This is a genomic window from Escherichia sp. WS547, from assembly GCF_046486065.1.
Classification (GTDB): Bacteria; Pseudomonadota; Gammaproteobacteria; order Enterobacterales; family Enterobacteriaceae; genus Escherichia; species Escherichia coli.
Genome location: NZ_JBJQMA010000004.1, coordinates 15,776 through 37,174 on the forward strand (window position 1 = coordinate 15,776; position 21,399 = coordinate 37,174).

Here is a 21,399-nt window from a genome sequence, read left to right on the forward strand (position 1 = left end):
CAGGGATTAATGACCAACGAAATTAGGTTTACGTTTTTCGAGGAAAGCGTTCATCCCTTCCTGGTAATCTTCGCTGTCATAAACCGCGCGGCGCATCCCCTGAATACGTTCAAATTCATCGGAGTTCATGGTGTGCGCTTCGCCCAGTACACGCAGCTCTTCTTTGATAACGGCAATGGCTAACGGCGCTTTCTCAGAGATGTGGTGCGCCATTTGTAAGGTGAAATCTTCCAGTTCTTCCAATTCCACAACATGGTTGAGGATGCCGACAGCCAGCGCGCGCTGGGCGGTGATTGGCGAAGCGGTAAAAATCAGCTCTTTGACAATGTGGAAGCCCGCGTCGCGGGTCAGGTTGTGAATGCCGACCAGGTTATACGGGACACCGAGGTTTACAGGTGTCATTGAGAAGGTTGAGGTACTGGCGGCGATAATCAGATCGGAACTCATGATCATTTCAAATGCGCCACCCCAAACACTACCTTCCACCATCGAAATGATCGGTTTCGGGAATTTTTGGATCATGCGGGTGATTTGACGCAATGGATCATCATAGGAGAGCGGATCGCGACCGCCAGACGGCAGTTCGTGAATATCGTGACCTGCGGAGAAGACTTTGGATCCACTCGGCGCGCGCAAAATGATACAGCGAATTTCCGGCCGGTTGAGATCGCTTAACGCCTGCATAAGATCATCGATAAAGACTTTACTTAAGGCATTAAGTTTGCGGCCATAGTTAAACTCAATGACCGCCACTTTGTTGATAGTGGCAACGTTCACATACTGATAAGACATAAAAATTCCTTTAATCAAAATATTGCGTCTGGATAAATTCACTGAGCTGCCGCAGGCCGGTGCGCGGTGAGAGCGTATTGTTTTTGACCGCTAAAAGCGTCTGGCTGTAATAGCGATCGAAATCTTCATTCGCGAACAGGTGATTCAGTACTTCTTCTTCGGTTTGTTTACGCAGCCATTCCACCGATTGTTGTTGCCGCACTTGTTGCAAACGACCACTGGCAGTTAGCGCGGTTTTGAAGTCGATGATGGCGTGCCAGATCTCATCGATTCCACGTTTTTCCAGTGCGCTACAAGTCAGAACCCGTGGCTGCCATTCGTCGTATTTACGTCGCAGAATATGCAGGGCACTCTCGTACATATGCCGGGCAATGGCGATATTGGTATGGTTATCGCCATCGTCTTGGTTGATAACGATCAGATCTGCCACTTCCATCAGCCCCTTTTTAATGCCCTGCAGATCATCGCCGCCACCGGCAATTTGCAACGAGATAAAACAGTCCACCATGCGGGCGACTTCCGTTTCTGACTGCCCGACGCCAACCGTTTCGACAATCACTACGTCATAACCCGCCGCTTCGCATAACAGCATTAATTCCCGCGCTCGCTGACTGGCACCGCCCAGATGGCCGGAGGAGGGTACCGGGCGAATAAACGCCGCCTCGGCACGCGCAAGGTCATTCATGCGGGTTTTATCCCCGAGAATGCTACCGCCAGTGACCGGGCTGCTGGGATCGACCGCAATAACCGCAACCTTTAATCCCTCACGAATCAACAACATGCCAAAGGCTTCAAGAAAGGTACTTTTCCCCGCGCCGGGTGTGCCGGTAACGCCCAGTCGCAGGGCGTTACCACAGAACGGCATAATGGCGTCAAGCAGCTGTGTACTTAGCGCCTGATGACGCGGGTGACGGCTTTCCACCAACGTCATGGCCTGGGCGAGCGTGGCACGCTCACCCTGACGTAAGCGGCGAATACTTTCTGCCAGCGTGGCTTCATTAATCATGATGCTGGCTTATCAGATTCAGTACGTCGCGCACGCTGTCGAGCATAGGTGTACCTGGACCATAAATCGCCGCCACGCCGCGATCTTGCAGGAAGGCGTAATCCTGCGGCGGAATGACGCCACCCGCGACCACGCAGATATCTTTGCGTCCCCATTTTTTCAGCGCTTCGACCAGTTCCGGGATCAGCGTTTTATGACCGGCAGCCAGTGAGGATGCGCCCACTACGTGGACGTCGTTTTCTACGGCCAGGCGGGCGATCTCTTCAGGTGTAGAGAACATCGGGCTTAAATCTACGTCGAAACCGAGATCGGAATAGGCGCTGGCGATCACTTTCGCGCCGCGATCGTGCCCATCCTGGCCCATTTTAGCGATCAGAATGCGCGGGCGACGACCATTGTCGGCAAGGAACTGCTCCGTTTGCGCAACAATGGCATCGAACTCGGAGGCCGATTTCTCAGACTGATGATAGCTTTGCGCAATCACGCCGGTAACACACTGGCTTGGCACCAGATAACGGTCGAAAGCGGCTTCCAGCGCATCGGAAATTTCACCCAGGGTGGCGCGAACGCGAGCAGCATTAACAGCGGCAGCCAGCAGGTTTTCGTTATGCTGTGCGGCGTGAGTCAGGGCGTTCAACGCGGCGGTTACGGCGGCATCATCACGGGTGGCGCGAATGCGTTCCAGCGAAGCAATTTGCTCGTTACGCACCATCACGTTGTCGATCTCAAGTACATCGGTTTCGTCTTCGTGATCCAGTTTGTACTTGTTGACACCAACGATGACACGCTTGCCCTGGTCGATCAGCGACTGTTCGCGCGCTGAGGCCTCTTCGATCATTCGTTTTGGCAGACCTGCTTCGATCGCTTTCGCCATACCACCGGCTTCGTCGATCTGTTGGATAATAGCTCTGGCTTGTTTGACGATTTGATCGGTCAGCGACTCAACGTAATAGGATCCGGCCAGTGGATCGACGGTGCGGCAGAGTTCTGATTCTTCCTGAATGATGATCTGGGTATTGCGGGCAATGCGTGCTGAGAAATCGGTAGGCAAACCAAGCGCTTCATCAAAGGCGTTGGTATGCAGTGACTGAGTACCGCCCAGCGTTGCAGCCAGTGCTTCAATGGTGGTGCGGATAACGTTGTTATACGGATCCTGTTCAGTCAGGCTCCAGCCTGAGGTCTGGCAGTGGGTACGCAGCGCCAGTGATTTCGGATCCTGTGCGCCAAATCCACTGACCGCTTCGCTCCATAAATAACGTGCCGCACGCAACATGGCGACGTTCATAAACAGATCCATGCCAATGCCGAAGAAGAACGACAGGCGAGGAGCGAAGTCATCAATTTTCAGCCCAGCGGATATTGCTGCTTTGATGTACTCAATCCCATCGGCGAGCGTAAATGCTACCTGCTGCACGCAGTTGGCACCCGCTTCACCCATGTGGTAACCGCTGATACTGATGGTATTAAATCGCGGCATGTTGCCGGAACACCAGGCGATGATGTCGGCGATAATGCGCATTGACGGTTTTGGCGGGTAAATATAGGTGTTGCGGCAGAGGTACTCTTTGAGGATATCGTTTTGAATGGTGCCGGTCAGTTTATCAGGTGTAACACCTTGCTCTTCCGCGGCGACGATATAAAACGCCAGTACTGGTAGCACTGCGCCATTCATGGTCATCGAAACCGACATTTTATCCAGCGGGATCTGGTCGAACAGGACTTTCATATCTTCCACGGTGTCGATAGCGACGCCCGCTTTGCCGACGTCGCCCGCCACGCGTGGGTTATCGGAGTCGTAGCCTCGGTGGGTGGCAAGGTCAAACGCAACGGAAAGACCTTTTTGCCCGGCGGCCAGGTTACGGCGATAAAAAGCGTTGGACTCTTTTGCTGTTGAAAAACCAGCATACTGACGGATGGTCCACGGTTGGGCGGTATACATAGTGGCACGCGGGCCACGAACGTAGGGAGGCAAACCAGGAAGGGTACCTGTCACCTCCAGATTATCGAGATCGGCTTCGGTATACAGCGGCTTGATGGCGATCCCTTCCGCGGTTTGCTGAACCAGCGAGTCGACAGTTTTCTCCCGACGGCTCAATTCCTTGTTGGCAAGCTGTTGCCACTCCTGCACGTTAGACATTATTTGCTCCGTAAAACGCAATCAAAATGAGGGTATTTGCGCCTACGGTGAGCTTTTTACGTGGGTTTGTCGCCAGCAAAAAAAATGCATTCAGACGTCGTTTTTTGCCGCCTGAGATTTGTCTATTTTGTGATGTGATTCAAGGAATACAAAAAGAAGTGAGGACAACGCCTGATATGTGCTATCAGGCATTATTTGATGGATTAATCCTGACGAAGGACTTTGTGACCATAATCGAGTAACGCATCAGTGACTTTACGCATCATGCGGCTTTCAGGAGCAAAGCGGTGCCAGTAGAGCATCCGTCGTTGAAATAGCCCAGGCGTTAAGTCAATCAGTTCACCGCTGGCCAGCTCTTTCTCGATTTGCAGGTGCGGGATCATACAGCAGGTGGTGCCCTGGCGAGCAAGTTGCACGAACGCTTCTGAAGAATTAACAATATGGCACGGTACGCTGCCTGGGGGCAGATCGAAGTTTTGCTGCAAAAAGGCCTGGTGCATATCGTCAAGATGGTCAAAGGCGACCACTGGCGCTTTTAGCAGAGCCGAACGCGTTACGCCGTTAGGGAAATATTTTTCGGCAAACGGTTTTGAGCTGACGAATAGATAGTCGAGCGCACCGAGCTTATCGACAAGACAACTCGGCAGCGCCTGATGTTGAATACTCACCGCGCCGACCACTTCGCCGCGGCGCAGACGTTCCTGAGTGCGGGTTTCATCTTCTACCTGCAAGTTGAGGCGGATAGGCGAATCAGCTAACACAGGAGCCAGCGCCGGAAGCAACCACGTCGCCAGACTGTCTGCGTTGACCGCCAGTGAAAGCAGCAGCGGAGTCGAACCGGTTTGTTCATCGCCCAGCCACTCTTCTTCCAGCAACTCCACCTGGCGCAGCAGTGCCAGCAGTTTTTGCCCTTGTTCTGTCGGGCGCGGCGGTACGGTACGCACCAACAGCGGCTGCCCGAACATATTTTCCAGTTGCTTAATGCGCTGTGAGACGGCTGATTGTGTAATGCACAGCTTTTGTGCCGCGCGCTCAAATCCTCGTTCACGTATCACCGCATCCAGTGCCTGTAATGTTCTGTAGTCCGGGCGTTTCATTGCTGTTGTCTGCTCCTGGTAAATGCTTTTTCCTGCACTATGACACAATTTTGTGTCAGGTTGCATATACCGAAGCCGTCGGCGGGTAACATTTGTATCAATGGTTAAACGCGCAGCTTAAAAGATCAGGGATTTGCGCTATTGCATTTCGCTTAGCGACTTCGCGCCCTGGTTATGTTGAATGGCGTGGCGTTATTGCCTCTGTTCGCACCGTGGAGCGGCATACCCAGACCGTTGTATGCTTTATTTGCCGGGCGAAAGGGGATGCCCGCCATTGCGCGATATTTTATGGATGAGTTAACCACGCGGCTTGCCAACGGGGTCTGAATCGCTTTTTTTGTATATAATGCGTGTGAAATTTCATACCACAGGCGAAACGATCATGACGCAGGATGAATTGAAAAAAGCAGTAGGATGGGCGGCACTTCAGTATGTTCAGCCCGGCACCATTGTTGGTGTAGGTACAGGTTCCACCGCCGCACACTTTATTGACGCGCTCGGCACGATGAAAGGCCAGATTGAAGGGGCCGTTTCCAGTTCGGATGCTTCCACTGAAAAACTGAAAAGCCTCGGCATTCACGTTTTTGATCTCAACGAAGTCGACAGCCTTGGCATCTACGTTGATGGCGCAGATGAAATCAACGGCCACATGCAAATGATCAAAGGCGGCGGCGCGGCGCTGACCCGTGAAAAAATCATTGCTTCGGTTGCGGAAAAATTTATCTGTATTGCCGACGCTTCCAAGCAGGTTGATATTCTGGGCAAATTCCCGCTGCCAGTAGAAGTTATCCCGATGGCACGTAGTGCAGTGGCGCGCCAGCTGGTGAAACTGGGCGGTCGTCCGGAATACCGTCAGGGCGTGGTGACCGATAACGGCAACGTGATCCTCGACGTCCACGGCATGGAAATCCTTGACCCGATAGCGATGGAAAACGCCATAAATGCGATTCCTGGCGTGGTGACTGTTGGCTTGTTTGCTAACCGTGGCGCGGACGTTGCGCTGATTGGCACACCTGACGGTGTCAAAACCATTGTGAAATGATCTGACGGGGGAACCTCCCCCGTTAAAAAAATTCTCTTCATTAAATTTGGTGACATGTGTCACGTTTTTACCTGGCTATTGTCGATTGCTCTAAATAAACCCTCTAAACCAGCATATTCATCCAAGAAATACCTTTGCGTGATATTTCCTCAACATCGCGACGCAAACGTTCATATTGCCGCAATATTATTTTTTGATATGTTGAAAGGCGGATGCAAATCCGCACACAACATTTCAAAAGACAGGATTGGGTAAATGGCAAAGGTATCGCTGGAGAAAGACAAGATTAAGTTTCTGCTGGTAGAAGGCGTGCACCAAAAGGCGCTTGAAAGCCTTCGTGCAGCGGGTTACACCAACATCGAATTTCACAAAGGCGCGCTGGATGATGAACAATTAAAAGAATCCATCCGCGATGCCCACTTCATCGGCCTGCGATCCCGTACCCATCTGACTGAAGACGTGATCAACGCCGCAGAAAAACTGGTCGCTATTGGCTGTTTCTGTATCGGAACAAACCAGGTTGATCTGGATGCGGCGGCAAAACGCGGGATCCCGGTATTTAACGCACCGTTCTCAAATACGCGCTCTGTTGCGGAGCTGGTGATTGGCGAACTGCTGCTGCTATTGCGCGGCGTGCCGGAAGCCAATGCTAAAGCGCACCGTGGCGTGTGGAACAAACTGGCGGCGGGTTCTTTTGAAGCGCGCGGCAAAAAGCTGGGTATCATCGGCTACGGTCATATTGGTACGCAATTGGGCATTCTGGCTGAATCGCTGGGAATGTATGTTTACTTTTATGATATTGAAAACAAACTGCCGCTGGGCAACGCCACTCAGGTACAGCATCTTTCTGACCTGCTGAATATGAGCGATGTGGTGAGTCTGCATGTACCAGAGAATCCGTCCACCAAAAATATGATGGGTGCGAAAGAGATTTCACTAATGAAGCCCGGCTCGCTGCTGATTAATGCTTCGCGCGGTACTGTGGTGGATATTCCGGCGCTGTGTGACGCGCTGGCGAGCAAACATCTGGCGGGGGCGGCAATCGACGTATTTCCGACGGAACCGGCAACCAATAGCGATCCATTTACCTCTCCGCTGTGTGAATTCGACAACGTCCTTCTGACGCCACACATTGGCGGTTCGACTCAGGAAGCGCAGGAGAATATCGGCCTGGAAGTTGCGGGTAAATTGATCAAGTATTCTGACAATGGCTCAACGCTCTCTGCGGTGAACTTCCCGGAAGTCTCGCTGCCACTGCACGGTGGGCGTCGTCTGATGCACATCCACGAAAACCGTCCGGGCGTGCTAACTGCGCTGAACAAAATCTTCGCCGAGCAGGGCGTCAACATCGCCGCGCAATATCTACAAACTTCCGCCCAGATGGGTTATGTGGTTATTGATATTGAAGCCGACGAAGACGTTGCCGAAAAAGCGCTGCAGGCAATGAAAGCTATTCCGGGTACCATTCGCGCCCGTCTGCTGTACTAATTCCCCTTCTCTGAAAATTAACGGGCAGGTCACTGACTTGCCCGTTTTTTTATCCCTTTTCCACACCGTTGCCGCATTGCGCATTCTACTTTGCGAGTCTGCTCCAGAAAATAAATCAAAGTCAGATCAATGCGTTGTGTTTATTTAATGGGGATTTACGATGGCAGGACAGCACAGGGCTGTAACGGTAAAGCCCTCACCGAAGCGAGGGCTTGAAGGAGAAGGGTTATGATGCGACTTGTCATCATACTGATTGTACTGTTACTCATAAGTTTCCCAGCTTATTAACAGTCAGTCTCAGGGGAGGAGTAATCCTCCCTTACCCTTACTCACTAAATTAGGTTAAAGAATCAACGATGTCAATCAGGGCGATGCAGGTGTGTCGCCCTCACCACTCCCAGACTTTCGACGGTGTAACCACCGCAGGAAGAGGGATATCCCACTCTTCAACGGGGAGTTTTTCCACCAACTGACAATCATGCGCATAACCCACCGGTTGCATTTTATAGTGCTGCCAGTTTTGTAAGGTCCGATCATAAAAACCACCGCCCATTCCCAGGCGCTGGCCGTACTCATCAAAGGCGACCAGCGGTGTGATCAACACGTCTAATCGGGAAAGGGGGAGCACGTCACGCACATCCAGTTTTGGCTCATGGATCTTCAACCTGTTCATCACCAGTTCGCTTTGCGGATGGTAATTCAGGAACAGCAAATTACCGGCACTAAAGGGATGCAAAACTGGAAGATATACGCGCTTACCGGCGCGCCAGAGTTGTTCTATAAGTGGCTGGGTGTCGAGTTCGCCATCAAAAGAGAGGAATACAGCGACCGTATGCGCCATCACCACTGGGGGATAAGTCATCATCCGGGTAGCAGCTTGTTGACCCATTTCCTGCTGTTGTTCCGGCGTTAACGCACGACGACGTTGCCGAATCATTTTGCGGATTTCTTGTCGGGATAATGTCAGTGGGAGTTCTGGTAGTTGCGTCATGGCTGGTGCCAGATAAGAAGGGAATCTCCGAGATGCCGCCGCAGGCTGTAACCCTTGAACCCTTGGTTCAAGGTGAATGTGTCGTCGCAGTTTTAAGGCTTCTCGGACGGACCGAGCATGCTCACCAACCGCGGAGCGCCACATTCTTGTGGTATGAAATATCGGCTCAGGGGACTGGCCCGCTTGCGAACATCTCAGAGAAATTTTGTCTTCACGGTTACTCTACCACAGTAAACCGAAAAGTGTCATTCAAAGTTTTGGTTAGTTTTTTCGGTGATGCGACCTTGTTCAAGTAACGCTTGTTCTATGGTCTGCTGCAGCATCCGAATACGCTGTTCCATACTTGCCGCGTAGTCACGAGTCTTCGCTTTTTCTTGCGCTAACTCATAGCTGATATTCAATGCGGCAATGAAGACCAACTGTTCAGTATTTGTGACTCTAGTGCGTTCTTTCAGATCTTGCAACCGTTGGTTCAGATCGTCCGCTGCCTGATTCAACGCATCCCTTTGGTCAGGCGGGCAGTTCACACGCAGTGAACGGCCAAAAATTTGGATATCGACGGGTTGTGCAGACATGCCACCTTCCTGCTGATTGACTGCGCTGCCTTCGTCTTTAGACCCATGGTCTGCGAAGGGGCGACACTATAGCTACCCTGATGAGAAGAGACAAGCCCTTTTCTGGTCCACCAGGGCCCAAAGTGGTAGCATATCATGAATATTCCTCCCTTTGACGACGAATGCTTATGTCTATACAGAACGAAATGCCTGGTTACAACGAAATGAACCAGTATCTGAACCAACAAGGGACGGGTCTGACCCCTGCTGAGATGCATGGTTTAATCAGTGGGATGATATGTGGCGGTAACGATGACAGCTCATGGCTGCCGCTACTTCACGACCTGACGAACGAAGGCATGGCTTTCGGTCATGAGCTGGCACAGGCACTGCGTAAAATGCACTCTGCCACCAGCGATGCCCTGCAGGATGACGGCTTCCTTTTTCAGCTTTATCTGCCTGATGGCGATGATGTCAGCGTTTTCGATCGGGCTGATGCGCTGGCAGGTTGGGTCAATCACTTCCTGCTTGGTCTTGGCGTTACGCAACCGAAGCTGGACAAAGTGACCGGCGAAACCGGTGAAGCCATCGACGATCTGCGTAACATCGCGCAGCTGGGCTACGACGAAGACGAAGATCAGGAAGAGCTTGAAATGTCGCTTGAAGAGATCATCGAATACGTTCGTGTTGCCGCGCTGTTATGCCACGACACCTTTACTCATCCGCAACCGACCGCGCCAGAAGTACAAAAACCGACTCTACACTAAAAACAAAAAACGTAAGGAGAGTGTTATGAGTGAGATATCCCGGCAAGAGTTTCAGCGTCGCCGTCAGGCCCTGGTGGAGCAAATGCAACCCGGCAGCGCCGCGCTGATTTTTGCTGCACCAGAAGTAACACGTAGCGCCGACAGCGAATACCCCTATCGTCAGAACAGTGACTTCTGGTACTTCACCGGCTTTAACGAACCGGAAGCGGTGCTGGTGCTGATTAAAAGCGATGACACTCATAACCACAGCGTTTTGTTTAACCGCGTTCGCGACCTGACGGCAGAGATCTGGTTTGGTCGTCGCTTAGGTCAGGATGCCGCGCCAGAGAAACTGGGTGTTGATCGCGCTCTGGCATTCAGCGAAATTAATCAGCAACTTTATCAACTACTTAATGGTCTGGATGTGGTTTACCACGCCCAGGGCGAATATGCATATGCTGATGAAATCGTGAACAGTGCGCTGGAAAAACTGCGTAAAGGCTCGCGGCAAAATCTTACCGCACCGGCAACGATGATCGACTGGCGTCCCATTGTTCATGAAATGCGCCTGTTCAAATCGCCGGAAGAGATTGCCGTACTTCGCCGCGCGGGGGAAATTACCGCCCTGGCGCATACCCGGGCGATGGAAAAATGCCGTCCGGGAATGTTCGAGTACCATCTGGAAGGCGAAATTCACCACGAATTTAACCGCCACGGTGCGCGTTATCCGTCCTACAACACCATCGTCGGCAGCGGTGAAAACGGCTGCATTCTGCACTACACCGAAAACGAGAGTGAACTGCGCGACGGTGACCTGGTGTTGATTGACGCGGGTTGTGAATACAAAGGTTACGCGGGCGATATTACCCGCACCTTCCCGGTCAACGGCAAATTCACTCAGGCCCAGCGTGAAATCTACGACATTGTGCTGGAGTCTCTTGAAACCAGCCTGCGCCTGTATCGTCCGGGAACTTCCATGCAGGAAGTCACTGGTGAAGTGGTGCGTATCATGGTTAGCGGCCTGGTAAAACTCGGCATCCTGAAAGGTGATGTTGATGAACTGATCGCTCAGAACGCCCATCGTCCTTTCTTTATGCATGGCCTTAGCCACTGGTTAGGACTGGATGTCCATGACGTTGGCGTTTATGGTCAGGATCGCTCGCGCATTCTGGAACCGGGGATGGTACTGACCGTAGAGCCTGGTCTGTATATCGCGCCGGATGCGGATGTGCCAGAACAATATCGCGGTATCGGCATTCGTATTGAAGACGACATTGTGATTACCGAAACCGGCAACGAAAACCTCACCGCCAGCGTGGTGAAAAAGCCGGAAGAAATCGAAGCGTTGATGGCTGCTGCGAGAAAGCAATGAGCGTAATCATCGTCGGTGGCGGCATGGCGGGCGCGACGCTGGCGCTGGCTATTTCCCGGTTAAGTCACGGGGCGCTGCCGGTACATTTGATTGAAGCGACTGCGCCAGAGTCACATGCTCATCCGGGCTTTGATGGACGAGCTATTGCGCTGGCGGCGGGTACCTGTCAGCAACTGGCGCGCATCGGCGTTTGGCAATCTCTGGCGGATTGCGCAACCGCCATCACCAGCGTGCATGTCAGCGATCGTGGTCACGCTGGATTTGTCACCCTCGCCGCAGAAGATTACCAACTGGCGGCGCTGGGACAGGTTGTCGAATTGCACAATGTCGGGCAACGGCTGTTTGCATTGCTGCGTAAAGCACCTGGCGTAACGCTGCATTGCCCTGATCGCGTGGCTAACGTTGCCCGTACTCAGAGTCACGTTGAAGTGACGCTGGAGTGTGGCGAAACGCTGACGGGCCGCGTGCTGGTAGCCGCTGATGGCACCCATTCAGCGTTAGCCACTGTGTGCGGCGTTGACTGGCAGCAGGAGCCTTACGAACAACTGGCTGTGATTGCCAACGTTGCGACTTCCGTTGCGCACGAAGGGCGCGCTTTTGAACGCTTTACGCAACATGGCCCGCTGGCGATGTTGCCGATGTCTGACGGACGCTGTTCGCTGGTCTGGTGTCATCTACTGGAACGGCGCGAAGAGGTACTGTCGTGGAGCGACGAGAAGTTTTGCCGTGAACTCCAGTCGGCCTTTGGTTGGCGACTTGGGAAAATTACCCACGCTGGTAAACGCAGTGCTTATCCGCTGGCGTTAACCCGCGCCGCCAGACCTATTACCCATCGTACCGTGCTGGTGGGCAATGCGGCGCAAACTCTGCACCCGATTGCCGGGCAAGGGTTCAACCTCGGTATGCGGGATGTCATGAGCCTTGCGGAAACCTTGACTCAGGCGCAGGAGCGCGGAGAAGACATAGGTGATTACGGCGTATTGTGCCGTTATCAGCAGCGTCGACAGAGCGATCGCGAAGCAACCATCGGTGTCACGGACAGCCTTGTACATCTTTTTGCCAACCGTTGGACGCCGCTGGTTGTCGGGCGCAACATCGGGCTGATGACGATGGAATTATTTACCCCGGCACGCGATGTGCTGGCGCAGCGCACCCTCGGTTGGGTGGCGCGTTGAAGGCGGTTTTAAGGAATAAACAATGCAAAGTGTTGATGTAGCCATTGTTGGCGGCGGCATGGTGGGGCTGGCGGTTGCCTGCGGCTTACAGGGGAGCGGCTTACGCGTTGCCGTACTGGAGCAGCGCGTACCGGAACCTCTGGCGGCGGATGCACCACCACAACTGCGCGTTTCGGCTATCAATGCCGCCAGCGAAAAATTACTCACCCGTCTTGGCGTCTGGCAGGACATTCTCTCTCGTAGGGCCAGTTGTTATCACGGTATGGAAGTGTGGGACAAAGACAGTTTTGGTCACATTTCGTTTGACGATCAAAGCATGGGCTATAGCCATCTTGGGCATATCGTTGAAAACTCAGTGATTCACTACGCGCTGTGGAACAAAGCGCAGCAGTCGTCAGATATCACTCTGTTGGCCCCCGCAGAATTACAGCAGGTCGCCTGGGGAGAAAATGAAACCTTCCTGACGCTGAAAGATGGCAGCATGTTAACGGCGCGTCTGGTGATTGGCGCGGACGGCGCTAATTCCTGGTTGCGCAACAAAGCCGATATTCCGCTGACTTTCTGGGATTATCAGCATCACGCGCTGGTAGCGACCATTCGCACGGAAGAACCGCATGATGCGGTGGCGCGGCAGGTTTTCCATGGCGAAGGCATTCTGGCCTTTTTACCGCTTAGCGATCCGCATCTTTGCTCGATTGTCTGGTCACTGTCGCCAGAGGAAGCGCAGCGGATGCAGCAGGCAAGTGAAGACGAATTTAATCGCGCGTTAAATATCGCTTTTGATAATCGCCTTGGCTTATGCAAGGTTGAGAGTGCGCGTCAGGTGTTCCCACTGACGGGGCGTTATGCGCGCCAATTTGCCGCGCACCGTCTGGCGTTGGTGGGCGACGCCGCGCATACCATTCACCCGCTCGCGGGGCAGGGCGTTAATCTCGGCTTTATGGATGCCGCAGAGCTGATTGCCGAACTGAAACGGTTGCATCGTCAGGGGAAAGACATCGGGCAGTACATTTATCTGCGTCGCTATGAGCGTAGCCGCAAGCACAGTGCGGCGCTGATGCTGGCTGGTATGCAGGGATTCCGCGATATGTTTTCCGGTACCAATCCGGCGAAAAAACTGCTGCGTGATATTGGTTTGAAACTGGCCGACACGCTTCCTGGCGTTAAACCACAACTTATCCGCCAGGCAATGGGATTAAACGATTTGCCTGAATGGCTGCGTTAAAAATTTCTCTTCTGCTGTTTATTTGATACCCATCACACTTTCATCTCCCGGTTTTTTCGCCGGGAGATTTTCCTCATTTGAAATAAACTAATTTCACCTCCGTTTTCGCATTATATTTTCTAATGCCACGAATTTTTGATTTAGTGTTTTTTGACATTTTTTCAGCTCTTAATATTGCCTTATTCAAATTAATTTCCTCATCGCATCATCTTTCTATAGAAATTGGTGTGTTTTTTGGTTTTTTATTCTGTTGTGATTTTGGCGTTTTTTAACCATAAGCTAATGTGATGATCAATTTTACCTTATGGTTAACAGTCTGTTTCGGTGGTAAGTTCAGGCAAAAGAGAACGATTGCGTTGGGGACCGGGAGTGGCTCCGATGCTGGGTTTCGTGGTGATAATTTCGCCATGGAAAAGTTGTCAGCCCCGCTTATTCAATGAGGACAAGATGGCACAACAGACTCCTTTGTACGAACAACACACGCTTTGCGGCGCTCGCATGGTGGATTTCCACGGCTGGATGATGCCGCTGCATTACGGTTCGCAAATCGACGAACATCATGCGGTACGTACCGATGCCGGAATGTTTGATGTGTCACATATGACCATCGTCGATCTTCGCGGCAGCCGCACCCGGGAGTTTTTGCGTTATCTGCTGGCGAACGATGTGGCGAAACTCACCAAAAGCGGCAAAGCCCTTTACTCGGGGATGTTGAATGCCTCTGGCGGTGTGATAGATGACCTCATCGTCTACTACTTTACTGAAGATTTCTTCCGCCTCGTTGTTAACTCCGCCACCCGCGAAAAAGACCTCTCCTGGATTACCCAACACGCTGAACCTTTCGGCATCGAAATTACCGTTCGTGATGACCTTTCCATGATTGCCGTGCAAGGGCCGAATGCGCAGGCAAAAGCTGCCACACTGTTTAATGACGCTCAGCGTCATGCGGTGGAAGGGATGAAACCGTTCTTTGGCGTGCAGGCGGGCGATCTGTTTATTGCCACCACCGGTTACACCGGTGAAGCGGGCTACGAAATTGCGCTGCCCAATGAAAAAGCGGCCGATTTCTGGCGCGCGCTGGTGGAAGCGGGCGTTAAGCCATGCGGTCTGGGCGCGCGTGACACGCTGCGTCTGGAAGCGGGCATGAATCTTTATGGTCAGGAGATGGACGAAACCATCTCTCCGTTAGCCGCCAACATGGGCTGGACTATCGCCTGGGAACCGGCAGATCGTGACTTCATCGGTCGTGAAGCCCTGGAAGTGCAGCGTGAACATGGCACAGAAAAACTGGTTGGTCTGGTGATGACTGAAAAAGGCGTGCTGCGTAATGAACTGCCGGTACGTTTTACTGATGCGCAGGGCAACCAGCATGAAGGCATTATCACCAGCGGTACTTTCTCCCCGACGCTGGGTTACAGCATTGCGCTGGCGCGTGTGCCGGAAGGTATTGGTGAAACGGCGATTGTGCAAATTCGCAACCGTGAAATGCCGGTTAAAGTGACGAAACCTGTTTTTGTGCGTAACGGTAAAGCCGTCGCGTGATTTACTTTTTTGGAGATTGATTGATGAGCAACGTACCAGCAGAACTGAAATACAGCAAAGAACACGAATGGCTGCGTAAAGAAGCCGACGGCACTTACACCGTTGGTATCACCGAACATGCCCAGGAGCTGTTAGGCGATATGGTGTTTGTTGACCTGCCGGAAGTGGGCGCAACGGTTAGCGCGGGCGATGACTGCGCGGTTGCCGAATCGGTAAAAGCGGCGTCAGACATTTATGCGCCAGTAAGCGGTGAAATCGTGGCGGTAAACGACGCACTGAGCGATTCCCCGGAACTGGTGAACAGCGAACCGTATGCAGGCGGCTGGATCTTTAAAATCAAAGCCAGCGATGAAAGCGAACTGGAATCACTGCTGGATGCGACCGCATACGAAGCATTGTTAGAAGACGAGTAACGGCTTTATTCCTCTTCTGCGGGAGAGGATCAGGGTGAGGAACTTTTACGCCTCACCCTCACTCTCTTCGCAAGGAGAGAGGTTCACAATTCACTGCACGTTTCAGGAACCATCGCTCATGACACAGACGTTAAGCCAGCTTGAAAACAGCGGCGCTTTTATTGAACGCCATATCGGACCGGACGCCGCGCAACAGCAAGAAATGCTGAATGCCGTTGGCGCACAATCGTTAAACGCGCTGACCGGCCAGATTGTACCGAAAGATATTCAGCTTGCGACCCCGCCGCAGGTTGGCGCACCGGCGACCGAATACGCCGCGCTGGCGGAACTCAAGGCTATTGCCAGTCGCAATAAACGCTTCACGTCTTACATCGGCATGGGTTACACCGCCGTGCAGCTACCGCCGGTTATTCTGCGTAACATGCTGGAAAATCCGGGCTGGTATACCGCGTATACTCCGTATCAACCTGAAGTCTCCCAGGGCCGCCTTGAGGCACTGCTCAACTTCCAGCAGGTAACGCTGGATTTGACTGGACTGGATATGGCCTCTGCTTCTCTTCTGGACGAGGCCACCGCTGCCGCCGAAGCAATGGCGATGGCTAAACGCGTCAGCAAACTGAAAAATGCCAACCGCTTCTTTGTTGCTTCTGACGTTCATCCGCAAACGCTCGATGTGGTCCGTACTCGTGCTGAAACCTTTGGTTTTGAAGTGATTGTCGATGACGCGCAAAAAGTGCTCGACCACCAGGACGTCTTCGGCGTGCTGTTACAGCAGGTCGGCACTACTGGTGAAATTCACGACTACACCACGCTTATTAGCGAACTGAAATCACGCAAAATTGTGGTCAGTGTCGCCGCCGATATTATGGCGCTGGTGCTGTTAACTGCGCCGGGTAAACAGGGCGCGGATATTGTTTTTGGTTCGGCGCAACGCTTTGGCGTACCGATGGGCTACGGTGGCCCACACGCGGCATTCTTTGCGGCGAAAGACGAATACAAACGCTCAATGCCGGGCCGTATTATCGGTGTATCGAAAGATGCAGCTGGCAACACCGCTCTGCGCATGGCGATGCAGACTCGCGAGCAACATATTCGTCGTGAGAAAGCGAACTCCAACATTTGTACTTCCCAGGTGCTGCTGGCAAACATCGCCAGCCTGTATGCCGTTTATCACGGCCCGGTTGGCCTGAAACGTATCGCTAACCGCATTCACCGTCTGACCGATATCCTGGCGGCAGGCCTGCAACAAAAAGGTCTGAAGCTGCGCCATGCGCACTATTTCGACACTCTGTGTGTGGAAGTGGCCGACAAGGCGGGCGTACTGGCGCGTGCCGAAGCGGCTGAAATCAACCTGCGTAGCGATATCCTGAACGCGGTTGGGATCACCCTTGATGAAACCACCACGCGCGAAAACGTGATGCAGCTTTTCAGCGTACTGCTGGGGGATAACCACGGACTGGACATCGACACGCTGGACAAAGACGTGGCTCACGATAGCCGCTCTATTCAGCCTGCAATGTTGCGCGACGACGAAATCCTCACCCATCCGGTGTTTAATCGCTACCACAGCGAAACCGAAATGATGCGCTATATGCACTCGCTGGAGCGTAAAGATCTGGCGCTGAATCAGGCGATGATCCCGCTGGGTTCCTGCACCATGAAACTGAACGCCGCCGCCGAGATGATCCCCATCACCTGGCCGGAATTTGCCGAACTGCACCCGTTCTGCCCGCCGGAACAGGCCGAAGGTTATCAGCAGATGATTGCGCAACTGGCTGACTGGCTGGTGAAACTGACCGGTTACGACGCCGTTTGTATGCAGCCGAACTCTGGCGCACAGGGCGAATATGCGGGCCTGCTGGCGATTCGTCATTATCATGAAAGCCGCAACGAAGGGCATCGCGATATCTGCTTGATCCCGGCTTCTGCGCACGGAACTAACCCCGCTTCTGCACATATGGCAGGAATGCAGGTGGTAGTTGTGGCATGTGATAAAAATGGCAACATCGATCTGACTGACCTGCGCGCGAAAGCGGAACAAGCGGGCGATAATCTCTCCTGCATCATGGTGACTTATCCTTCCACCCACGGCGTGTACGAAGAAACGATCCGTGAAGTGTGTGAAGTCGTGCATCAGTTCGGCGGTCAGGTTTACCTTGATGGCGCGAACATGAACGCCCAGGTCGGCATCACCTCACCGGGCTTTATTGGCGCGGACGTTTCGCACCTTAACCTGCATAAAACTTTCTGCATTCCGCACGGTGGCGGCGGCCCAGGTATGGGACCGATCGGCGTGAAAGCGCATCTGGCACCGTTTGTGCCAGGTCATAGCGTGGTACAAATTGAAGGCATGTTAACCCGTCAGGGCGCGGTTTCTGCGGCACCGTTCGGTAGCGCATCCATTCTGCCAATCAGCTGGATGTACATCCGCATGATGGGCGCAGAAGGGCTGAAAAAAGCAAGCCAGGTGGCAATTCTTAACGCCAACTATATTGCCAGCCGCCTGCAGGATGCTTTCCCGGTGCTGTATACCGGTCGCGACGGTCGCGTGGCGCACGAATGTATTCTTGATATTCGTCCGCTGAAAGAAGAAACCGGCATCAGCGAACTGGATATTGCCAAGCGTCTGATCGACTACGGTTTCCACGCGCCGACGATGTCGTTCCCGGTGGCGGGTACGCTGATGGTTGAACCGACTGAATCTGAAAGCAAAGTGGAACTGGATCGCTTTATCGACGCGATGCTGGCTATCCGCGCAGAAATCGACCAGGTGAAAGCCGGAGCCTGGCCGCTGGAAGATAACCCGCTGGTGAACGCGCCGCACATTCAGAGCGAACTGGTCGCCGAGTGGGCGCATCCGTACAGCCGTGAAATTGCGGTATTCCCGGCAGGCGTGGCAGACAAATACTGGCCGACAGTGAAACGTCTGGATGATGTTTACGGCGACCGTAACCTGTTCTGCTCCTGCGTACCGATTAGCGAATACCAGTAATTTACTGATTCGACTATCTTCTAAAGGCGCTTCGGCGCCTTTTTAGCTTGTTAATAAAGTGCGCTTTGTGTGTCGGATGAAGCGTAAATATAAACTCCTGGAGTTCAATATATGACAGGAGCGCCAGGCCTGATGAGCGGGGCGCATCAGGCACATCGGGTAATTAAAGCTTCTCGCCGTTGCTGGCAATCACCTCTTTGTACCAGTCAAAGCTCTTCTTACGTGAACGCGACATATCGCCAGTACCGTCGTCATGTTTATTCACATAGATAAAGCCGTAGCGTTTGCTGTACTGCCCGGTAGTGAACGACACGCAGTCGATGCAGCCCCACGGTGTGTAGCCCATCAGATCCACGCCATCGTAAGTCACCGCTTTTTTCATCTCTTCAATATGGGCGCGCAGGTAGTCAATGCGGTAGTCGTCGTTGATGCTGCCATCTTCTTCCATCTTGTCGTAAGCGCCAAAACCGTTTTCGACAATAAACAGCGGCTTCTGATAACGCTCATACAGTTCGCAAAGTGCATAGCGCAGACCCACAGGATCAATCTGCCAGCCCCAGTCAGACGCTTTAACATACGGGTTTGGTACGCTGCCTTCAAAACCAGAGATCGCATCGCCGGTGCCGCCTTCGGCCTTCACCGCGTTGGTCATGTAATAGCTGAAACCGAGATAATCGCAGGTGCCTTCGCGCAGCACATCGAGATCGCCGTCTTCCATTTTGATGTTAAATCCGCGACGCTCCCACTCGTTCAACACATAGGACGGGTAATAGCCACGCAGTTGCACATCGGTAAAGACGTAGCGTTCGCGCATCGACTCCTGGGCGAACATCACATCGTCCGGATTACAGGAGTAAGGGTAAAGCGGCACCATCGCCAGCATACAGCCGACTTTCATTTCCGGGTTAATGCGACGCGCGGCTTTCACCGCCAGGGCGCTGGCGACAAACTGGTGATGCAGCACCTGATACATCGTCTCTTCCGGGTTCTCATGCTCGGTATAAACCACGCCGGAGCAGCAGTAACCGAACAGCGGTGCACGCCAGTTACGCTGGTTGTTAATTTCGTTGAAGGTCATCCAGTATTTGACTTTATACTTATAGCGTTCAAATACCACTTCCGCGAAACGGACAAAGAAATCAACCACTTTACGGTTGGTCCAGCTACCGTATTGCTGCACCAGATGCAGCGGCATTTCAAAGTGGGAGAGGGTGATCACTGGTTCGATGTTGTATTTCAGCAGTTCATCGAACATATCATCGTAGAACTTCAGCCCTTCTTCGTTTGGCTGAGCTTCATCACCTTTTGGAAAAATGCGCGTCCAGGCGATGGATGTACGAAAACATTTGAAGCCCATTTCGGCAAATAGCTTGATGTCTTCCTTGTAATGACCATAAAAATCAACGGCTTCATGGTTCGGATAGTATTTTCCTGGCAACACTTCTTTGGTGATTTCGCGCGGCACGCCGTGTGCGCCACCGGTCAGAACGTCACAAATGCTCGGCCCTTTGCCGCCTTTGTTCCAGCCGCCTTCGACCTGATGAGCGGCAACTGCGCCGCCCCATAAGAAATCTTTCGGTAAGGTGAGTTTTTTCACTATCATAGGCTCCAGATGAGTCAATTCTTACAGGAAATAGTACCATGCAGCCAAACGACATCACTTTTTTTCAACGTTTCCAGGATGACATTCTGGCTGGGCGTAAAACTATCACCATCCGCGACGAGTCTGAATCGCACTTCAAAACGGGTGATGTGCTTCGTGTCGGGCGTTTTGAAGATGACGGTTATTTTTGCACGATTGAAGTCACCGCAACCTCAATCGTAACGCTGGATACGCTGACGGAAAAACATGCAGAGCAGGAGAATATGACCATGCTAGAACTGAAAAAGGTCATTGCCGACATCTATCCCGGCCAGACACAGTTTTATGTGATTGAATTTAAATGCCTTTAAATTGAACTCACGCCTGTTAGTTGAAATTTTGCATTTAATTTCATGATTTTTAGGAGATTAGTCCCAAATCAGAATTTATTTTAGCTAACAGGTGTTCACTGGAACTATTCTCAGTTACGCTGGAGAGGTATACATGTGCGTGTACGTTTCTCCGGAGTAAGTTATGGTTCAGAAGCCCCTCATTAAGCAGGGATATTCGCTGGCAGAGGAAATTGCCAACAGCGTCAGTCACGGCATTGGGTTGGTGTTTGGTATCGTTGGGCTGGTGTTGCTACTGGTTCAGGCGGTGGATCTCAATGCCAGCGCCACAGCGATAACCAGTTACAGCCTCTATGGCGGCAGTATGATCCTGCTGTTCCTCGCTTCGACGCTCTATCACGCCATTCCTCATCAACGGGCAAAAATGTGGCTGAAGAAATTTGACCATTGCGCTATTTACCTATTGATTGCCGGAACCTACACGCCGTTTTTGCTGGTGGGGCTGGATTCTCCGTTAGCGCGCGGGTTGATGATTGTTATCTGGAGCCTGGCATTGCTGGGGATTCTGTTCAAACTGACCATCGCGCACCGATTCAAAATTTTATCTCTGGTGACCTATCTGGCGATGGGCTGGCTGTCGCTGGTGGTGATTTATGAAATGGCAATTAAGCTTGCGGCGGGCAGCGTTACCTTACTGGCTGTAGGCGGCGTGGTTTACTCGCTCGGGGTGATTTTCTACGTCTGCAAACGCATTCCCTACAACCATGCCATCTGGCACGGCTTTGTGCTCGGCGGCAGCGTGTGCCACTTTCTGGCGATCTATTTATATATTGGGCAGGCGTAATGGGTGTGCCTTTGTAGGCCTGAAAAGACACACCCTTGTCGCATCAGGCGA

20 protein-coding genes and 1 other RNA gene are annotated in these 21,399 nt (G+C 52.6%); 12 read left to right on the top strand and 9 right to left on the bottom strand.

What is annotated here, in order from left to right:
- Positions 1-6 precede the first annotated feature (6 nt).
- From scpB to argP, 4 genes are all read right to left on the bottom strand, one after another.
- Positions 7-792 carry a methylmalonyl-CoA decarboxylase gene (gene scpB / locus ACJHWK_RS05120; protein ID WP_001521243.1) on the bottom strand — a complete coding sequence of 262 codons (786 nt, stop codon included), beginning with the start codon at positions 790-792 and terminating at the stop codon, positions 7-9.
- A gap of 10 nt (positions 793-802) precedes the next feature.
- Positions 803-1,798, bottom strand: a complete 996-nt coding sequence (gene meaB / locus ACJHWK_RS05125) for a methylmalonyl Co-A mutase-associated GTPase MeaB (protein ID WP_170886260.1) — start codon at positions 1,796-1,798, stop codon at positions 803-805.
- Positions 1,791-3,935: a methylmalonyl-CoA mutase gene (gene scpA, locus ACJHWK_RS05130; RefSeq protein WP_001521239.1), complete on the bottom strand. Its 2,145-nt coding sequence runs from the start codon at positions 3,933-3,935 to the stop codon at positions 1,791-1,793. The genes meaB and scpA overlap by 8 nt, the downstream gene beginning before the upstream one ends.
- Before the next feature lie 203 nt (positions 3,936-4,138).
- The gene (gene argP, locus ACJHWK_RS05135) at positions 4,139-5,032 is read right to left on the bottom strand and encodes a DNA-binding transcriptional regulator ArgP (protein WP_000828351.1); all 894 of its coding nucleotides are present in this window, start codon (positions 5,030-5,032) and stop codon (positions 4,139-4,141) included.
- A gap of 382 nt (positions 5,033-5,414) precedes the next feature.
- Here argP and rpiA point away from each other — a divergent pair, with 382 nt between their 5' ends.
- From rpiA to ibsC, 3 genes are all read left to right on the top strand, one after another.
- A complete protein-coding gene (gene rpiA, locus ACJHWK_RS05140; protein ID WP_000189743.1) occupies positions 5,415-6,074 on the top strand; it encodes a ribose-5-phosphate isomerase RpiA in 660 nt (219 codons plus the stop codon).
- Positions 6,075-6,329: 255 nt separating this feature from the next.
- Positions 6,330-7,562 (top strand): phosphoglycerate dehydrogenase, encoded by a 1,233-nt coding sequence (gene serA, locus ACJHWK_RS05145; RefSeq protein WP_001151604.1) that lies wholly within the window; start codon positions 6,330-6,332, stop codon positions 7,560-7,562.
- Between the two features lie 228 nt (positions 7,563-7,790).
- The gene (gene ibsC / locus ACJHWK_RS05150; RefSeq protein WP_071525914.1) at positions 7,791-7,850 is read left to right on the top strand and encodes a type I toxin-antitoxin system toxin IbsC; all 60 of its coding nucleotides are present in this window, start codon (positions 7,791-7,793) and stop codon (positions 7,848-7,850) included.
- A 100-nt stretch (positions 7,851-7,950) separates the two neighbouring features.
- Here the strand turns inward: ibsC and ACJHWK_RS05155 are convergent, their stop codons facing one another.
- The 3 genes from ACJHWK_RS05155 to zapA form a co-directional block, all read right to left on the bottom strand.
- A complete protein-coding gene (locus tag ACJHWK_RS05155; RefSeq protein WP_001298273.1) occupies positions 7,951-8,553 on the bottom strand; it encodes a 5-formyltetrahydrofolate cyclo-ligase in 603 nt (200 codons plus the stop codon).
- Between the two features lie 20 nt (positions 8,554-8,573).
- Positions 8,574-8,757: non-coding RNA, 6S RNA (ssrS, locus tag ACJHWK_RS05160), on the bottom strand.
- Positions 8,758-8,798: 41 nt separating this feature from the next.
- Positions 8,799-9,128, bottom strand: coding sequence for a cell division protein ZapA (zapA, locus tag ACJHWK_RS05165; protein WP_001276008.1), 330 nt, complete (start codon positions 9,126-9,128; stop codon positions 8,799-8,801).
- Between the two features lie 167 nt (positions 9,129-9,295).
- Between zapA and ygfB the strand changes: the two genes are divergently transcribed.
- From ygfB to ubiI, 4 genes are read left to right on the top strand one after another with little or no spacing between them, the layout of a single operon-like run.
- The gene (gene ygfB / locus ACJHWK_RS05170; RefSeq protein WP_001295378.1) at positions 9,296-9,874 is read left to right on the top strand and encodes a UPF0149 family protein YgfB; all 579 of its coding nucleotides are present in this window, start codon (positions 9,296-9,298) and stop codon (positions 9,872-9,874) included.
- A 25-nt stretch (positions 9,875-9,899) separates the two neighbouring features.
- On the top strand, positions 9,900-11,225 hold the full coding sequence (gene pepP, locus ACJHWK_RS05175) for a Xaa-Pro aminopeptidase (protein WP_001290111.1): 1,326 nt from the start codon (positions 9,900-9,902) through the stop codon (positions 11,223-11,225).
- Entirely contained in the window at positions 11,222-12,400 is a 1,179-nt protein-coding gene (gene ubiH, locus ACJHWK_RS05180; RefSeq protein ID WP_000111162.1) for a 2-octaprenyl-6-methoxyphenyl hydroxylase, read from the top strand. The genes pepP and ubiH overlap by 4 nt, the downstream gene beginning before the upstream one ends.
- Positions 12,401-12,422: 22 nt before the next feature.
- On the top strand, positions 12,423-13,625 hold the full coding sequence (gene ubiI / locus ACJHWK_RS05185; protein WP_001521237.1) for an FAD-dependent 2-octaprenylphenol hydroxylase: 1,203 nt from the start codon (positions 12,423-12,425) through the stop codon (positions 13,623-13,625).
- Between the two features lie 73 nt (positions 13,626-13,698).
- Here ubiI and ACJHWK_RS05190 read toward each other — a convergent pair whose 3' ends face one another.
- Positions 13,699-13,782 (bottom strand): hypothetical protein, encoded by an 84-nt coding sequence (locus ACJHWK_RS05190; RefSeq protein ID WP_122545169.1) that lies wholly within the window; start codon positions 13,780-13,782, stop codon positions 13,699-13,701.
- Positions 13,783-14,072: 290 nt separating this feature from the next.
- On the opposite strand from ACJHWK_RS05190, the gene gcvT reads away from it, so the two are divergent.
- From gcvT to gcvP, 3 genes are all read left to right on the top strand, one after another.
- The gene (gene gcvT, locus ACJHWK_RS05195; RefSeq protein WP_000068697.1) at positions 14,073-15,167 is read left to right on the top strand and encodes a glycine cleavage system aminomethyltransferase GcvT; all 1,095 of its coding nucleotides are present in this window, start codon (positions 14,073-14,075) and stop codon (positions 15,165-15,167) included.
- A 23-nt stretch (positions 15,168-15,190) separates the two neighbouring features.
- Complete coding sequence (gene gcvH, locus ACJHWK_RS05200) at positions 15,191-15,580, top strand: glycine cleavage system protein GcvH (RefSeq protein ID WP_001295377.1); 390 nt, start codon at positions 15,191-15,193, stop codon at positions 15,578-15,580.
- 118 nt (positions 15,581-15,698) lie between these two features.
- Entirely contained in the window at positions 15,699-18,572 is a 2,874-nt protein-coding gene (gcvP, locus tag ACJHWK_RS05205) for an aminomethyl-transferring glycine dehydrogenase (RefSeq protein ID WP_001521236.1), read from the top strand.
- Positions 18,573-18,735: 163 nt separating this feature from the next.
- Here gcvP and bglA read toward each other — a convergent pair whose 3' ends face one another.
- A complete protein-coding gene (gene bglA / locus ACJHWK_RS05210; RefSeq protein ID WP_001521235.1) occupies positions 18,736-20,169 on the bottom strand; it encodes a 6-phospho-beta-glucosidase BglA in 1,434 nt (477 codons plus the stop codon).
- 44 nt (positions 20,170-20,213) lie between these two features.
- On the opposite strand from bglA, the gene yqfB reads away from it, so the two are divergent.
- Positions 20,214-20,525 carry a N(4)-acetylcytidine aminohydrolase gene (gene yqfB / locus ACJHWK_RS05215; RefSeq protein WP_410234801.1) on the top strand — a complete coding sequence of 104 codons (312 nt, stop codon included), beginning with the start codon at positions 20,214-20,216 and terminating at the stop codon, positions 20,523-20,525.
- Between the two features lie 163 nt (positions 20,526-20,688).
- The gene (gene trhA, locus ACJHWK_RS05220) at positions 20,689-21,348 is read left to right on the top strand and encodes a PAQR family membrane homeostasis protein TrhA (RefSeq protein WP_000250269.1); all 660 of its coding nucleotides are present in this window, start codon (positions 20,689-20,691) and stop codon (positions 21,346-21,348) included.
- The last annotated feature ends 51 nt before the right edge of the window (positions 21,349-21,399 follow it).

Excerpts from the sequence above, each read along its gene's own strand:
- scpB (WP_001521243.1), bottom strand. The coding sequence starts at position 792 with ATGTCTTATCAGTATGTGAACGTTGCCACTATCAACAAAGTGGCGGTC.
- meaB (WP_170886260.1), bottom strand. The coding sequence starts at position 1,798 with ATGATTAATGAAGCCACGCTGGCAGAAAGTATTCGCCGCTTACGTCAG.
- scpA (WP_001521239.1), bottom strand. The coding sequence starts at position 3,935 with ATGTCTAACGTGCAGGAGTGGCAACAGCTTGCCAACAAGGAATTGAGC.
- argP (WP_000828351.1), bottom strand. The coding sequence starts at position 5,032 with ATGAAACGCCCGGACTACAGAACATTACAGGCACTGGATGCGGTGATA.
- rpiA (WP_000189743.1), top strand. The coding sequence starts at position 5,415 with ATGACGCAGGATGAATTGAAAAAAGCAGTAGGATGGGCGGCACTTCAG.
- serA (WP_001151604.1), top strand. The coding sequence starts at position 6,330 with ATGGCAAAGGTATCGCTGGAGAAAGACAAGATTAAGTTTCTGCTGGTA.
- ACJHWK_RS05155 (WP_001298273.1), bottom strand. The coding sequence starts at position 8,553 with ATGACGCAACTACCAGAACTCCCACTGACATTATCCCGACAAGAAATC.
- zapA (WP_001276008.1), bottom strand. The coding sequence starts at position 9,128 with ATGTCTGCACAACCCGTCGATATCCAAATTTTTGGCCGTTCACTGCGT.
- ygfB (WP_001295378.1), top strand. The coding sequence starts at position 9,296 with ATGTCTATACAGAACGAAATGCCTGGTTACAACGAAATGAACCAGTAT.
- pepP (WP_001290111.1), top strand. The coding sequence starts at position 9,900 with ATGAGTGAGATATCCCGGCAAGAGTTTCAGCGTCGCCGTCAGGCCCTG.
- ubiH (WP_000111162.1), top strand. The coding sequence starts at position 11,222 with ATGAGCGTAATCATCGTCGGTGGCGGCATGGCGGGCGCGACGCTGGCG.
- ubiI (WP_001521237.1), top strand. The coding sequence starts at position 12,423 with ATGCAAAGTGTTGATGTAGCCATTGTTGGCGGCGGCATGGTGGGGCTG.
- ACJHWK_RS05190 (WP_122545169.1), bottom strand. The coding sequence starts at position 13,782 with ATGTCAAAAAACACTAAATCAAAAATTCGTGGCATTAGAAAATATAAT.
- gcvT (WP_000068697.1), top strand. The coding sequence starts at position 14,073 with ATGGCACAACAGACTCCTTTGTACGAACAACACACGCTTTGCGGCGCT.
- gcvH (WP_001295377.1), top strand. The coding sequence starts at position 15,191 with ATGAGCAACGTACCAGCAGAACTGAAATACAGCAAAGAACACGAATGG.
- gcvP (WP_001521236.1), top strand. The coding sequence starts at position 15,699 with ATGACACAGACGTTAAGCCAGCTTGAAAACAGCGGCGCTTTTATTGAA.
- yqfB (WP_410234801.1), top strand. The coding sequence starts at position 20,214 with ATGCAGCCAAACGACATCACTTTTTTTCAACGTTTCCAGGATGACATT.
- trhA (WP_000250269.1), top strand. The coding sequence starts at position 20,689 with ATGGTTCAGAAGCCCCTCATTAAGCAGGGATATTCGCTGGCAGAGGAA.